Source organism: Bradyrhizobium sp. 137 (assembly GCF_023074095.1).
Taxonomy (GTDB): domain Bacteria; phylum Pseudomonadota; class Alphaproteobacteria; order Rhizobiales; family Xanthobacteraceae; genus Bradyrhizobium.
Genome location: NZ_JADPKU010000099.1, coordinates 13,677 through 28,158, shown reverse-complemented (window position 1 = coordinate 28,158; position 14,482 = coordinate 13,677). Strand labels below are relative to the sequence as shown.

Sequence of the window (14,482 nt, the reverse complement as noted above, 5' to 3'; positions counted from 1 at the left end):
TTCGGGCCATGCCCGATATCAGGGGCGCGCGTATCGGGGCCGGCATTGTCCTGGCTCCGGCAGGGTTCGCCGCAATAGCTCAGTCGGTAGAGCACGTCATTCGTAATGACGGGGTCGGGGGTTCGAATCCCTCTTGCGGCACCACCACTTAGCTGTCCAGCCCGGAGACATAGGTAACAGGTCGTACCTGAGACATGGGTGACAACCTCGTGCCGAACGGGCTGTCGAGGGTTGCAGGGTCACTCACTCCACGCATTTCTTGGCACGGCCATTATAGCTCGGCCCGCACGTTCACTGCGCGCGCGAAGGGCGCAGCCTGAGTGATCGTGATCACGTAACCTCAGGCGGGCTTCCCGTAACGTCCCGGTTACGCCAACACGGGGAGATTTCACATGCGCAAGATCATTCTGGTTGCCGCCATGCTCCTGGCCTCTGCGTCTGCCCAGGCAGGCGGATCCCGCAGCCTGTCACTGGCCGCGGCAGGCGAGCAGACCTCCGCGCCGCAAATCACGACCACTTCGGCGACGGCCGCTCCGACGCAGGTGAGCGACGTCGTGCCAGCCAATGAGGCTCCGAAATATTCCGATCGTCCGCCGGCAGTGTCGCTTTCTGCGCCGGCTGCGCCGACCGCTCCGGCCGTGACGACGCCCACGACGAGCTCCGCGCAGGTCACGACGATCAAGCCCGCCAGCAAGACCACGGCAACGGCGGACAAGCCGAAGCACAAGCGCAGCTGGACCGAACGTCGCATCATCGGCGAGCTGCACCGCCACGGCATCTACTGGTAACAGCCGCTTGCCCAAAGCAAATGGCCGGGGGAAGGGCCCGGCCATGCGCATATTGAAGCGGTGATCGCGCTTACTGCGAAACCGTCTGCACCACACTTGCGATCGGACGGGCGCTCGAGGTCGGCACCTTCAAGTCCTTCAGCAATGCCTCGTCATATTCCGGCAGCGTCTGAATGGTCGTCTTGGCCTTCATTTGCACGATCTTGTAGCCGCCGGCCTTGAGCCGCGCGAGCAGCGCCGGCATGGCTTCGCCGGTGTGCTTCTGGAAATCGTGCATCAGGATGATGCCCTTGCCGAGCTTGTCCAGCCTGGTCATCACGGTCTCGACGATCTTCTCCGGCGTGGCGCCCTTCCTGAAGTCGAAGGAGTCGATGTCGGTCGAGAACATCGCGACGTTGCGGGTGCCGAAATAGGTCACCATCGCGGGATTGTGCTGAAGCTGCGGGAAGCGGAAGAACGGCGCCGGATTGGTGCCGAGCGCGAATCTCACGGCGCTGAAGCCCTTCTCGACCTCGTCCTTGACCTGCTGCTCCGTCATCTTCTTGCTGTTGAGGTTGACATGCGACCAGGTGTGCGTGCCGACCGTGTGGCCCTGGGCCAGCACCTGGCGCAGGATCTCCGGATGATAGGTTGCGTGCTTGCCGACCGAGAAAAACAGGCCCTTGGTGCATTCATCCGCGAGCGCCTTGAGTACGGCGGGCGTATTGACCGGCCACGGACCATCGTCGAAGGTCAGCACGACCTCCTTCTCGGTGAGAAAGTCGAACTGCTTGAAGTGCTCGAAGCCGAAGCCGGGACCGCCTGTGGTGTCGATCTCGACCACGCGGGCAACGCCCAGCGCGTTCGGATTGGCGCAGGCCTGTTTCTGCTGCACCGGCATGGCCGGGGCGGGCGCCGCGGCAGCTGCCGCCGGCTTGGCCGCGATCGCCGCGGTGGTCTCGACGTCATCCTTGGCGGCGAGCTTCGCCGGTGCCGGCAATGGATCGGCGGCACGGGCGGCAACTGTCTTGGGGGCGCCCTGATCGGCGCGCGCGGAATAATAAAACCAACCGCCGGCGGCGATCACGACCGCCGCAACTACACTGGCCAGCATCAGGCCCAACGCATTACGCATCGCTATTCTTTCCAATTACGCAACCAAACCGGCGGAATTTCCCGCGCGACGAGCCATTAATGCGAAGGAACAGTTAACGTGACACCAACGCGACGCCGGTCGCGTAGGAATTTCAGCGAAGTGCGCCAAAGTGACTGAGGTCACAGAGGCTGTGCCTCCCGTGACCATCATCACAGTGGAAACGGTTTGGCCGGAGCATCGTAGTTCCCATCAACAACCGGCGCCGTTCCGACGGTGCCAATGGGAGCTTCAAATGACCAAGTCGTTTTCCAGCAAGATCCGCGACACCAGTCTGGCCCTGGGCTTTGCCGCCTCGTGTCGACCGTCTCGACGACCTCGGGCTTCGCCTTCTCGGCCGAAGCGCAGCAGATGTGCACCGGCGATGCCTTCCGACTCTGCTCCGCGGACATTCCCAACATCCCGAAGATCACGGCGTGCATGATCAAGCATCGTTCTGACTTAACCGCCGGCTGCCGCGCGGTGATGGACAAGGACCTCGCCAAGGGCGCGTCGCGCAAGGTCGCTGACGCGCAGGACAAGCAGTAAGCAACACGGCGATCGTTGCGTCGGATAGCTCCCCTCGCGATGTACCCCGGGGTCAAGCCGGCGCCATGCGGTGGCACGTTGCAGCCAGTCAACAAAGCCGTTGCGGCCTTAGGACCATCGCACTAGCTTCGCCCGCACATTCTTTGCGGTAGAAGGCATTACGCGATGGCTAGATTTCTTTTCGTTATTTCTTTGCTCCTGTGCGCATCGGCCGCGTCCGCGCAGCAGCAGCCCGGCCACGATGCCTGCGCGCGTGATGTCAGTCGCTTCTGCCGCGCCGTGATGAACAATGGCGACGGCGCTGTGCTCGCCTGCCTGAAGCAGAACCGCACCCGGCTGAGCAAAGGCTGCGACAAGGTGCTGACGGATCACGGGCAGTAACCTGTCATTCCGGCCTCGCGCCTGACGGCGCGCTGCGGAATGACGAACGTGAGGCTTACGTGCTGCTCCCCGCCGCGGTCGCGACCACCGGCAGCACTTCGCTATTGGCGCGGTCCGGCGTGTCCTCCTTCCAGCGCACCGAGCCGAACGGACGCTCCAGCATGCGCCGGATCCGCACCGGCTCGGGGCCGATGTGGAAGGCCATGGCTTCCTGATGCAGAGCGCGTTCGGACTGAGTCGAACGGTTGCGCTGGCGTAAATAGTCAAGCCACGTCGGACAATGATAGCGCTCGGTCCACAATTCCGGATCGGCGATGTCGCGTGCGATCGACCAGCCATAGGCGCCGTTCCGCTGCCGGGAGAGCTGTACGTCCTGCATCACATTGTGGAAGGCGCGGGCATTCTCTTGGCTTACGCGGTATTCGATCTCAACCACCAGAGGCCCGCTGCGGCCGGTCAGCGACAGCTTCACCTCAGGATCGGCCAACACCTCGGCATCCTCATTGCGCGCGCCGACGCGCGGCATCGCTAGCCAGACGCCGAGCAGCGGCGAGATCAGCATCAGGCCGGCCGCGACCAGGAGTGCGACCTCGACCCCGGCATAGTCGGTGAGATGGCCCCAGCCCCAGGCGCCGATCGCGATGCCACCCGAGATCGAGGCCTGGAACGCCGCGAGCGAGCGGCCCGCGACCCAGCGCGGCGCCGAGAGCTGCACGCCGATATTGAACAGCGCGATCGCGGCCATCCAGACCGCGCCGGCCAGCACCAGCGCAGTTGCCGTCAGCACCGGCTCCGTGCTCAAGCCGACCGCGGCCATCGCAAACGCCATCGAGATGGTGCAGGCGCGGATCGCGGCTTCGCCGCTCATGCGCTTGCGCAATTCATGGATGTTGAGCGCGCCGATCACGGCCCCCATGCCGAAGGCGCCGAGCATGATGCCGTAGGTCTGCGCGCCGCCATGCAAGAGGTCGCGCGCGACCAGCGGCATCAGCGCCATCACGGCCCCGCCGATCAGGCCCATCACCAGCGTGCGCAACAGCACGATCTTGATCGGCGGCGAATTGGTGATGTACCGGAAGCCCGAGACCATCGCGCGGTTGAGCTTCTCTCGTGGCAGGCGCGAGGGTTCGGTGTTGCGGCGCCAGAGCAGCAGGACCACCAGCAGCGGCAGATAGAGAATCGCGTTGCAAGCGAACGCCGCCACCGCGCCGAGCGCAGCGACGATCACGCCGCCAACCGCGGGACCGAAGCTGCGCGCGATGTTGTAGCTGATGCCGTTGAGCGCGACGGCCGAGGGCAGTGCGTCGGGCGGCACCTGTTCGCTCACCGAGGACTGCCAGGCGGGGCCGAACAGCGCATTGCCGCTGCCGACGACGAAGCAAAAAGCGAGCAGCAATTCGGGAGTGATCAGATTAAGGCCGGCCAGCACGGTGAGCGCGCTCGCGCCGACCAGCGCGATCGACAGCGAGACCAGGGTGACGATGCGTCGATCATACATGTCTGCGATGGCGCCCGCCGGCATCGAGATCAGCATGATCGGCAACATCAGCGCGGTTTGCACCAGCGCCACCTTATCGGCCGAGGCCGCCATCTGCGTCATCGCCCAGGCGGCACCAACGCCTTGGATCAGGAGGCCGAGATTGGAGAGCAGGCTGGCAAGCCAGATGCGCCGGAATACGGTGTACCGCAGCGGCGCGGTGATGCCGTCGGCGACAATTTTCTGGCGGTTCCTCTGCTCGGTCATATCCCTTCCAAACGGTCTGGCAGAAATGGTCCTGGCGATTCCGGCAAATTCAGTGATGCCTGCGAAAGTCCTTCGCTGTCCAGTGATTAGGCCAGTATAAGCGGTGCAAAGAGGCGTTTGCCGGGGAGGAACAGATGAAGCTGTCGCGACGGACGATCCTGCAAGGGGTCAGCAGCTTGCCTTTCGCAGTTGCGAGCTTGCCGGCAGGCGCGATGGCCCAAACCGCACCGGCCGCCACGCCAAGCACTGAGCTGCCGCCGATCCTGTTCGTCCACGGCAACGGCGACTACGACGCGCTCTGGATGACGACCTTGTGGCGGATGGAATCGAACGGCGTCGCACGCGATCGCATGGCGGCGATCAATTTCACCGATCCGCTTGCGCGCAGCGACGACAAGGTCGAGCAGGCGAACCGGTCATCGACAGAAGACCAGCGCCGCGAGCTCACCGCCGCCATCGCTGACCTGAAGCGCCGTACCGGCGCGTCGCGCTTGGCGCTGGTCGGCAGCTCCCGAGGTGGCTATGCGATCCGTAACGTCATCAAAAATGGCGGTGCCGGCGATGTCAGCCACGCCGTGTTGTGCGGCACGCCCAATCACGGCGTGTTCGCGACCGACGACCAGCCCAACAACGAGTTCAATGGCCGCGGTGCATTCCTGCGCGGCTTGAACGACGGCGAGAGCGAGGTGACGGCGGGCACAGCTTTTCTCACCTTGCGCAGTGACGGCCTGGACAAATATGCACAAGCCGACGGCCGTTTCATCGGAAAGCCCGGCGTCCCGACCGGTATTACCGCGGAGGGGCCGGAGCTGAAGGGGGCCACCAACCTCGTACTCGGTGCGCTCGATCATCGCGAGGTGGCGTTTCATCCGCGCGCATTTCGCGAGATCTACAAGTTCGTCGCCGGGCGCGAGCCGATGCGCATCGCGATTGTGCCGGAGCCAAGCGTGAAGTTGAGCGGTTTGGTCACGGGCACGCCGGGCGGCGTGCCGACCAACCGTCCGGCGGCCGGCGCAACCGTCGACGTCTTCCGCGTCGATCCCGAAACGGGAGAGCGCAAGGGCGTTGCGCTGCACAGCTCAAAGACCGGTGCCGATGGCCGCTGGGGACCGGTGCAGATCGATCCTACCTGGTCGCTCGAATTCGTCCTGGTATCTCCCGACACGCCGACGACGCACATCTACCGCTCGCCATTCCCGCGCTCGTCGGACGTCGTGCACCTGCGGCCTGCGCGCCCGCTCGGGCCGGCTGACAAGGACGCAGGAGCTGTCGTGATCATGTCTCGGCCGCGCGGCTATTTCGGCCTGCCGCGGGACGTGGTGCTGCTCGACGGCAAGGAGCCGGCCGACGTCAAACCGGGCGTGCCCACGGATGCGGCAGCAACCCTGCGGCTTCCGGCCAGCGAGGTCGGGCGTAACATCGTGGCCCAGTTTGGCGAAGAACGGATTGTGGCACGCGCCTGGCCCGCCTCTGAGAGCAGGATTGCGATTGCCGAGCTGACTTATTAGCTGTTTGCTTGCGTCACTTCCGCCGGAGAGAGCCATGAACATCGCCAGCGTGCATCGGCCCATCATCCCTCCGACCCCGCCGCGTGCGCCGGACGACATGTCGTTCTTTGGCAAGCTCGCGGTGATCCGCCAGAACATGATCGCGACCTGGGGGCAGCGCGCCTATGAGGAAGACGTCATCCCGGGCCGCTTTTTTTTCCGCAACAGTTTCATCCTGAACCAGCCGGACGCGATCCGGCACGTCCTGCTCAGCAATTACGAGAACTATACGCGCACGCCGGCGGGCATCCGCATGCTGCGCCCGGTGCTCGGTGACGGCCTCCTGATTGCGGAAGGTCATTCCTGGACCTTTCAGCGCCGCACGCTGGCCCCGGCCTTCACGCCGCGCGCTACCGCAAATCTCGTCCCGCACATGACCGCGGTGCTCGACGAAGCGATTGCGAAGCTCGACGCGCGAACCGGCGAGCCCGTCGATCTGCGCGAGGTCATGCAGCGCATGACGCTCGAGATCGCCGGGCGCACGATGTTCTCGTTCGGCATGGACCGCCATGGCGCGACCTTGCGCAATTTCATCATGGAATATGCCGCGCGGCTGGGACGGCCCTATTTCCTCGACATGGTGCTGCCGGTGTCCTGGCCGAGTCCGATGGATCTTGCACGGGCGCGCTTTCGCAAGCGCTGGACCGAATTCGTTGCCATGCTGGTCGCCGAACGGCGCGCGGCGGGCAAGAAGGACGGCGCGCCGCCGCGTGACCTGTTCGACCTCATGGACGAGGCCCGCGATCCTGAAACGGGCAAGGGCTTTTCCGACGAACAGCTCGTCGACGAGGTCGCAACCATGATCCTGGCGGGTCACGAGACTACGGCGACGGCGCTGTTCTGGGCGCTCTATCTGCTGTCGCTCGACCCTGACACGCAGGAGGAGGTCGCCTCCGAGACCTGCGGCGAACATCTCGACAGCATGGCCGACATCGAGCGGCAGAAATTCACCCGTGCCGTGATCGAGGAGACCATGCGGCTCTATCCGCCCGCCTTCCTGGTCGCGCGTGCCGCGCGCGAGAAGGACAACGCGGCCGGCATCGAGATCGGCAAGGGCGACATCATCATGATCGCGCCGTGGCTTTTGCACCGGCACGAGAAACTGTGGGATCAGCCGAACGCGTTCATTCCAAAGCGCTTCATGGCGAAAGAGCCGCCTGATCGCTTCGCATATCTGCCGTTCGGCGCCGGCCCCCGCGTCTGCATCGGCGCGCCGTTTGCGCAAGCCGAATCGGTGCTGGCGCTGGCCCGGCTGATCGGCGCGTTCCGCGTCGAGCTTGCCGATACCGTTCCCGTGATTCCGCATGGCGTCGTCACGACGCAGCCGGACCACTCACCCATGTTCCGCATCACGCGTCGGTAACGGATGCTCGTCTGGCCGATGGCGTGATCCACCTTAGACAGAGCCCCGCCATGAGCGACATCCAGGCCCAGTTTTCCGTTCTGAAGCAGACCGCCGACGCCAAGGTGGTCGACGCGATTGCGCAACTGATCGCCAATGGTCAGGACCGAGACCTCAACCGCATCAACGTGCTGGATTTTGCTGATCGTGCCGGGCTCGATCAGGAGAAGGTCATTTCCGGATTTCTGCACGCATCGCGGCTAGGCCTGTTCGACATGAGCTGGAACGTGCTGTGTCCCGGCTGCGGAGGAGTTCTGGGTGCGCATACGACGTTGAAATCCCTGAAGCATGAAGACTACAACTGCGCGCTCTGTGCAGCTGGGTACGAGGCGTCAGTCGATGAGATGGTCGAGGTGGCTTTTACCGTCAGTCCGCGTGTCCGCCGGATCGGTGCTCACGATCCCGACACGTTGCCGATCTGGGAATATGTGCGGCAGATGTTCTGGAGCTCCGGCGTCGACATCAACGATGAATCGTTCTCGCGCCTGATCAACGAAGTGACGCTGGAAGCGCTCGAATTGCCTGCCGGCGAAAAGGCGATCCTCTCGCTGAAGCTTCCCAACCAGTTCGTCATCGTCTTCGAGCCGGTCACGCATTCCGCCCATTTCCTGGATGTTCAGGGTGAGCCGACGAGCGAACGTCAGCAGCTTTCGATTATGTTCAACAAATTAGAGGCGCCTACGGGGACCACTGTGATGCGCCCTGGACCGTTGCGCCTCACGCTCGAGAATCAATCAGGCAATCGCGTGTTGCCCTCGGTGTGGATTGCCGCCGACGCGTTGCATGAGATGATCGGCAAGCGCAAGCCCATTCTGACGGCCAAGCGGATGCTGTCCAATCAGACGTTCCGCGACGTCTTCAAGGCCGACAACCTCAATGTCGACCAGCGATTGAAGATCACGTCGCTGACCTTCCTGTTCACTGACCTGAAGGGGTCGACGGCGCTGTACGAGCGAGTCGGTGATCTCAGTGCTTTTGACCTCGTGCGCGCGCATTTTCGTGCGCTGCTGGAGATCATTGCCGCCGAGAAGGGGGCGGTTGTGAAGACAATCGGCGACGCTGTCATGGCGACCTTCGTCAGACCTGAGCACGCAATTACCGCGGGGCTGCGCATGCGCGCAGCCATGGATGAATTGAACAAGGAGCGCGGCGCCAACGATCTCATTCTCAAGATCGGTATTCATGAGGGGCCTTGCCTCGCGGTGATGCTCAACGAGCGCCAGGATTATTTCGGTCAGACCGTCAACATCGCCGCGCGCGTGCAGAGCCTGTCGACCGCGCAAGAGATCCACATCACCGGCCCAGTCCTCGATGTGCCGGCGGTTGCCGAAATCCTTCAGCAGCGCGAGATCAAGCCAATCCAGAAGCAGGCGGCTCTGCGCGGCATTGCCGACAAGATGGTGGTGTACGAGATACCGTAAGGGATGCGTCCGACATGCGCTCCGTCGCATTGACGGCGTGGCGGCGGATGCGCGCTACATCCTCCAGCGTCGATCGGACCGGACATAACGCCAACCGGCAGATTGCCGAAACGTAATGCGGCGCGCGGAACTGACGCACATTGCGCCGGTTGAATTTGCGCCTCATATAATGCTGGTAGCATCCGCCTCTCGCGGCTTCATCGATCTCGGTAGGACTTTATGCTCGACGGCCTGCGCCAATTCATCGCCGACATTGTTGCTCCCCACGACCAGACTCGCGCATTCGGCGACAGCGACTATCGGCTGGCGGCCACGGCGCTGCTGATTCACGTGGTCTCGCTGGACGGTCAGCCGAGCGCAGCCGAGCAACGTAAACTGCATAGCCTGATCGAAAGCCACTTTGGGCTGGATCGCGGCACTGCGGACCGGCTGATCGCCGACGCCACCGAGGTCGAGGGCGAGGCGGTCGATCTCTATCATTTCACCAGCGTGATCATGCGCTCGCTCGACGAAGAGGGTCGCAAGCGCATTGTGCGGATGATGTGGGAACTGGTCTATGCAGACGGCCAGGTCAGCGAGTTCGAGGACAACGTCGTCTGGCGCGCCTCTGATCTGCTCGGGATTTCGCAGCGCGACCGGATCGACCTGAAGCACGCGGTCGCGGACCGAGCCGGTGGTCAGGTCAAGGACAGCGCGGTCGCGGCTGACGGCTCTGGCCTCGACTGATGGCGGCCTGCGCGGAGACATGACGAAACTTTAATTTATCCGCCGCCTGCGCCGAATTCGCCTGCAAATCAAAGGTTTTTCAAGGCGGCTTGTCGTTCTGCTCAAGCGGCCATGCTGGCAGCGCAGCTTGCATGTCGCGCGTGGCCTATGCTCTCGTTCCACCATTGCGGGGCCAAAAACTTGAATTCAAGAGACTTCGATCGTGACTGAGCGGGTGACGCTGATTACCGGTGCCTCGGCGGGTATCGGCATGGAGCTGGCGCGCGTGTTTGCCGCCAACGGGCATCGCCTCGCATTGACCGGGCGACGGGCGGGCCGGTTGGAAGCGCTTGCCGCGGAGCTGGCCGCCAAGGGCGGCAAGAAACCGATCGTGATCGCCTGCGATCTCGAGGAAGCGGATGCCGGCGACAAGATCGCGGCAGCGCTTGCCGCCGAAGGTGTCGAACTCGATCATCTCGTCAACAATGCCGGTTTCGGCGTGTTCGGTGATGCGATCGAGCGCGATCGCGTCGAGCAGCTCGGCATCGTCGATGTCAATGTCCGGGCCCTGACGGATCTGTCGCTGCGCTTTGCCGATCAGCTCATCAAGAACAGGGGCGGTCTTCTCAATGTCGGATCTGTCGCCGGCTTTCTGCCTGGCCCCGGCATGGCCGTCTACTACGCCTCAAAGGCCTATGTCATCTCCTTCACCGAAGCGCTGCGGGCGGAGCTTGCACCGCGCGGCGTCCGCGTCACCGTGCTTTGCCCGGGCCCGGTGCCAACCGAATTCCAGGCTCGCGCCGGAGTCGGATCCCAACATGATACGGCGGTTCTCAACGTCTCTGCCGCCGAGGTGGCCCGCGATGCGTATCGCGGTCTGATGGCCAACAAACGGGCAGTGCTGCCTGGTCTGGGCATCAAGATTGTGCCGTTGGCGCTGCGTTTCTTCCCGCGCGGCTTCATCTTGGCCGCGACCAGCCGATTCCAGAGGCGCAGATCCTAGAGAAGGCCTGAGGCGTCCGTAGTGGCCCGGAGCTTGCTTTGATCTCGGTGTGTGCGCGAACTCACACGATGTTAACCATCGCTTAGCTATGCTGGCGGTCTGAACCGATAGCACTCGCAGAGGCCATGTCGTTCCGGACGGACAGGTTTCGTCGCGCAGAATTGGTGCCCCTCCGAACGAGGACGCCTGGCGCGGCCGCCTTCGTCTCCGAAGCCCGGCTCCCGGTTCTGATCGTCCTGCATCAGGAATCCTCGACCCCCGGCCGAATCGGCAATGCCCTGCGCGCGCTCGGCCATCGTCTCGACATCCGGCGACCGCGCTTCGGCGATGCCCTGCCCGAGACGCTCGATCAGCATGCCGGCGTCGTGATCTTCGGCGGCCCCATGAGCGTCAACGATCCCGATGACTACATCCGCCGCGAGATCGACTGGATCGAAATTCCGCTCCGCGAGCAGCGGCCGTTCCTCGGCGTCTGCTTAGGTGCACAGATGCTGGCGATGCAGCTCGGGGCCCACGTCGCGCCTCATGCGGAGGCGCTGGCCCAGATCGGGTACTACCCGATCAGGCCCACTGCCGCGGGACATGCGCTCTGCCCGCACTGGCCGGGGCAAGTCTACCACTGGCATCGCGAAGGATTTGATCTTCCGGTCAGCGCCGAGCTGCTCGCCGAGGGCGATGATTTTCCGGTGCAGGCGTTCCGTACGGGCAATGCCTTCGGTGTGCAGTTTCATCCAGACGTGACCTACGCGATGATGTGTCGCTGGACCACGCGCGGCTATGATGGCTTCAGCGCGCCGGGTGCGCGGCAGCGGCATCATCATTTTGCAGATCGTGCCGTCTACGACGCCGCGGAACGCGCCTGGCTCGATCACTTCATCGATGGCTGGCTGGCGCGCCGGCCGGCGCTTGCGCAAGCCGCCGAGTGATCGCGCCTTCGCCCGAAGCCCTTGCCTCTCCCCTGAATATGCTAGGCTCTCTGTCAACGAGCGCACACGAACGCGCCGGCAAAGGGAGAGCGCCATGGCCTACGAGCACATTCTCTATGAAGTGAGCGACAAGATCGCAACCATCACGCTCAATCGCCCGGATCGCATGAACGCTTGGACGCCGATCATGGAGCGCGACGTGCGTCACGCGATGGAAGCGTCAAGCATCGACGACAAGGTCCGCGTCATCGTGCTCACTGGTGCGGGCCGCGCCTTCTGCGCCGGCGCCGACATGGATGCGCTGAAAGGGCTCGACCCCGATGACGTCAGACGCGCCTCGAACCTGCCGCCCTTTGACATGAACCGCCGGCCGGATTGGCAGACGCGCTACGGCTATTACCCATCGATCAAGAAGCCGATCATTGCCATGCTCAACGGCGCGACCGCGGGCATTGGCCTCGTCCACGCGCTCTATTGCGATCTGCGCTTTGCCGCCGACAACACGGTGTTCACGACCGCCTTCGCGCGGCGCGGTCTGATCGCCGAGCACGGCATCAGCTGGATGCTGCCGCGCATCGTCGGTCATGCCAACGCGCTGGACCTGTTGCTTTCGGCCCGGCGCGTGCCGAGCGCGGAAGCGCTGCGGATCGGGCTGGTGAACCGGATCTGCTCGCCGGAGAAACTGCGCGAGGAGACCTATGCCTATGCCCGAGACCTCGCCGATTTCGTCTCACCGAGCGCGATGGCGGTGATCAAGCGGCAGCTATACGAGGTGCCGTTCCACACGCTGGCCGAGGCGACGATCGAAGCCAACCGAGAGATGATGGTGGCGCTGAACGGCAGCGATTTCCGGGAAGGAGTCGCAAGCTTCATCGAGAAGCGGCCACCGCGGTTTACGGGGAAATAGGGGCAGGAGCTTCGAGCAGTCCATCTTCGCCCTTTGGGCTTCGCCGGACACCACGCTTCGCCCTTGCGGCCCCGACGTGGCTGCGCCACGCGGAGCCCGAAGGGCGAAGCGTGGTGGAGCCAGGCGGGATCGAACCGCCGACCTCGTCATTGCGAACGACGCGCTCTCCCAGCTGAGCTATGGCCCCTTTGCTGGCCGCTCTGGTGAATGCGGCCGACAACCGGGCGCCATTTAAGTCCCCGCCAAGGTCAAGTCAAGGACGGCTATAACCCGGTTTTAGCCATCCGGGCGCCGACTTCCCTTGTTTGGGTCGGGGGGAACCGATATCAAGCCAACGGCGTCAATCCCGACCGGAGCCAGAGTTTTCAAAAACCATGCGTGCCGTTCTCGACATCGTCATCATCGTGCTCGATCTCTACGTCTGGCTGCTGATCGCGTCCGCGATCCTGTCCTGGCTGATCGCCTTCAACGTGGTGAACACCCGCAACCAGTTCGTCTCGGCGGTGGCGGAGTTCCTGTACCGCATCACCGAGCCCTTGCTGGCACCTATTCGCAATTTCCTGCCCAGTCTCGGCGGCCTCGACATCTCGCCGATCATCCTGATCCTGCTGATCATGTTTATCGAGCGGGTGATCCTGTATTACATCTACCCGAACGTGATCTAGGCAGGCTGGAGCGCCTTGGTTGCCAAAGAACCCTGGCGTCCCTCCGGCACAGGAATCAGCATCGCGGTGCGGGTGACGCCGCGCGGCGGCCGCGACGACATCGACGGGATCGAGCAGCTCTCCGACGGCCGCAGCGTGCTCAAGGTGCGGGTACGCGCCATTGCCGATGGTGGCGAGGCCAACAAGTCGGTCTTGGTCCTGCTGGCGAAATCGCTTGGTGTGCCCAAGGCCAACGTCAGGCTTTTATCCGGGGCGAGCTCGCGGCTGAAGCAGATCGCGATCGAGGGCGATTCGGCAGGGCTCGGCGAAGCCTTGCGTCAGCTCGCTTTCGTCAAATCGATAGACCATGGGAACTGACATGACCGCTAAAATCATCGATGGAAAAGTCATTGCCGCGGAACTTCGCGGCCGCGTCGCCGAGGAGGTCGCCCGCGTCAAGCGCGAGCACAATCTGGTGCCGGGCCTTGCGGTGGTGCTGGTCGGCAACGACCCTGCCAGCGAGGTCTATGTCCGCTCCAAGCACACCCAGACGCAAGGCGCCGGCATGGCCTCGTTCGAGCACAAGCTGCCGGCCGACGTTTCGCAAGCAGACCTCTTGGCGCTCGTCGCAAAGCTCAACCGCGATCCGGCCGTGCACGGCATTCTGGTGCAACTGCCGCTGCCGAAGGGGCTGAACACCGAGGCCGTGATCAACGCCATCGATCCCGCCAAGGATGTCGATGGCCTGAATCCGAGCAATGCCGGCCGGCTCGCCGGCGGTTTTGAGGCGCTGTCGCCCTGCACGCCGCTGGGCTGCATCATCCTGACCAAAAGCGTGCACGCTTCGCTCGAAGGCATGAACGCTATCGTCATCGGCCGCTCCAACCTGGTCGGCCGTCCGCTGGTGCAGTTGCTGCTGAACGAGAACGCCACGGTCACGATCGCGCATTCGCGCTCGCGCGATCTGCCTGCCCTCGTGAAGCGCGCCGACCTCGTCTATGCCGCTGTCGGCAAGCCGGAGATGGTGCGCGGCGACTGGCTAAAGCCGGGCGCGACCGTGATCGACGTCGGCATCAACCGCATCCCCAAACAAGACGGCAAGACCCGCCTCGTCGGCGACGTTGCCTATCAGGAAGCGCTTGGGGTTGCCGGCGCGATTACGCCGGTGCCGGGCGGCGTCGGCCAGATGACGGTCGCCTGTCTGCTGGTGAATACGCTCCGTGCCGCCTGCGCGATCACAGGGCTGCCGAAGCCGGCGGTGTAGGTTGTCGTCTCCGGGGCGGCTCGAAGAGCGAACCCGGAATTTCGGGCCACACACTTCTGGATTCCGGGTTCGCTCTTCGCGCGCCCCGGA

14 protein-coding genes, 2 tRNA genes and 1 pseudogene are annotated in these 14,482 nt (G+C 63.8%); 14 read left to right on the top strand and 3 right to left on the bottom strand.

The features are described 5' to 3' along the window. Positions 1-68 precede the first annotated feature (68 nt). Positions 69-144: transfer RNA gene (locus IVA78_RS25680), tRNA-Thr, on the top strand. 248 nt (positions 145-392) lie between these two features. After that, positions 393-788 carry a hypothetical protein gene (locus IVA78_RS25675; protein WP_247280004.1) on the top strand — a complete coding sequence of 132 codons (396 nt, stop codon included), beginning with the start codon at positions 393-395 and terminating at the stop codon, positions 786-788. Positions 789-858: 70 nt separating this feature from the next. On the opposite strand, the gene IVA78_RS25670 is transcribed toward IVA78_RS25675, so the two are convergent. Then, positions 859-1,902: a polysaccharide deacetylase family protein gene (locus tag IVA78_RS25670; protein ID WP_247280005.1), complete on the bottom strand. Its 1,044-nt coding sequence runs from the start codon at positions 1,900-1,902 to the stop codon at positions 859-861. Between the two features lie 253 nt (positions 1,903-2,155). Here IVA78_RS25670 and IVA78_RS25665 point away from each other — a divergent pair. Beyond that, positions 2,156-2,448: pseudogene (locus tag IVA78_RS25665) on the top strand (hypothetical protein). 165 nt (positions 2,449-2,613) lie between these two features. Then, positions 2,614-2,829, top strand: coding sequence for a cysteine rich repeat-containing protein (locus IVA78_RS25660; RefSeq protein ID WP_247280007.1), 216 nt, complete (start codon positions 2,614-2,616; stop codon positions 2,827-2,829). Between the two features lie 55 nt (positions 2,830-2,884). On the opposite strand, the gene IVA78_RS25655 is transcribed toward IVA78_RS25660, so the two are convergent. Then, entirely contained in the window at positions 2,885-4,573 is a 1,689-nt protein-coding gene (locus tag IVA78_RS25655; RefSeq protein ID WP_247280008.1) for an MFS transporter, read from the bottom strand. A 134-nt stretch (positions 4,574-4,707) separates the two neighbouring features. Here IVA78_RS25655 and IVA78_RS25650 point away from each other — a divergent pair, with 134 nt between their 5' ends. From IVA78_RS25650 to IVA78_RS25620, 7 genes are all read left to right on the top strand, one after another. Further along, complete coding sequence (locus tag IVA78_RS25650; RefSeq protein WP_247450896.1) at positions 4,708-6,081, top strand: hydrolase; 1,374 nt, start codon at positions 4,708-4,710, stop codon at positions 6,079-6,081. 34 nt (positions 6,082-6,115) lie between these two features. Beyond that, positions 6,116-7,483, top strand: coding sequence for a cytochrome P450 (locus IVA78_RS25645; protein WP_247280010.1), 1,368 nt, complete (start codon positions 6,116-6,118; stop codon positions 7,481-7,483). A gap of 50 nt (positions 7,484-7,533) precedes the next feature. Next, positions 7,534-8,943 (top strand): adenylate/guanylate cyclase domain-containing protein, encoded by a 1,410-nt coding sequence (locus IVA78_RS25640; protein ID WP_247280011.1) that lies wholly within the window; start codon positions 7,534-7,536, stop codon positions 8,941-8,943. Between the two features lie 219 nt (positions 8,944-9,162). Beyond that, on the top strand, positions 9,163-9,669 hold the full coding sequence (locus IVA78_RS25635; protein ID WP_247280012.1) for a TerB family tellurite resistance protein: 507 nt from the start codon (positions 9,163-9,165) through the stop codon (positions 9,667-9,669). Positions 9,670-9,871: 202 nt separating this feature from the next. Then, positions 9,872-10,651, top strand: coding sequence for an SDR family oxidoreductase (locus IVA78_RS25630; protein ID WP_247280013.1), 780 nt, complete (start codon positions 9,872-9,874; stop codon positions 10,649-10,651). Between the two features lie 125 nt (positions 10,652-10,776). Further along, complete coding sequence (locus IVA78_RS25625; protein WP_247280014.1) at positions 10,777-11,577, top strand: glutamine amidotransferase; 801 nt, start codon at positions 10,777-10,779, stop codon at positions 11,575-11,577. Between the two features lie 94 nt (positions 11,578-11,671). Further along, positions 11,672-12,484, top strand: a complete 813-nt coding sequence (locus IVA78_RS25620) for an enoyl-CoA hydratase (protein WP_247280015.1) — start codon at positions 11,672-11,674, stop codon at positions 12,482-12,484. Positions 12,485-12,595: 111 nt separating this feature from the next. Here IVA78_RS25620 and IVA78_RS25615 read toward each other — a convergent pair. Then, positions 12,596-12,671: transfer RNA gene (locus IVA78_RS25615), tRNA-Ala, on the bottom strand. A 187-nt stretch (positions 12,672-12,858) separates the two neighbouring features. Between IVA78_RS25615 and IVA78_RS25610 the strand changes: the two genes are divergently transcribed. The 3 genes from IVA78_RS25610 to folD are packed head-to-tail and all read left to right on the top strand — an operon-like array spanning position 12,859 to position 14,392. Beyond that, on the top strand, positions 12,859-13,149 hold the full coding sequence (locus IVA78_RS25610; RefSeq protein WP_008539240.1) for a YggT family protein: 291 nt from the start codon (positions 12,859-12,861) through the stop codon (positions 13,147-13,149). Between the two features lie 15 nt (positions 13,150-13,164). Continuing rightward, complete coding sequence (locus tag IVA78_RS25605) at positions 13,165-13,506, top strand: DUF167 domain-containing protein (protein ID WP_247280016.1); 342 nt, start codon at positions 13,165-13,167, stop codon at positions 13,504-13,506. Position 13,507: 1 nt separating this feature from the next. After that, positions 13,508-14,392, top strand: a complete 885-nt coding sequence (gene folD / locus IVA78_RS25600; RefSeq protein WP_247280017.1) for a bifunctional methylenetetrahydrofolate dehydrogenase/methenyltetrahydrofolate cyclohydrolase FolD — start codon at positions 13,508-13,510, stop codon at positions 14,390-14,392. The last annotated feature ends 90 nt before the right edge of the window (positions 14,393-14,482 follow it).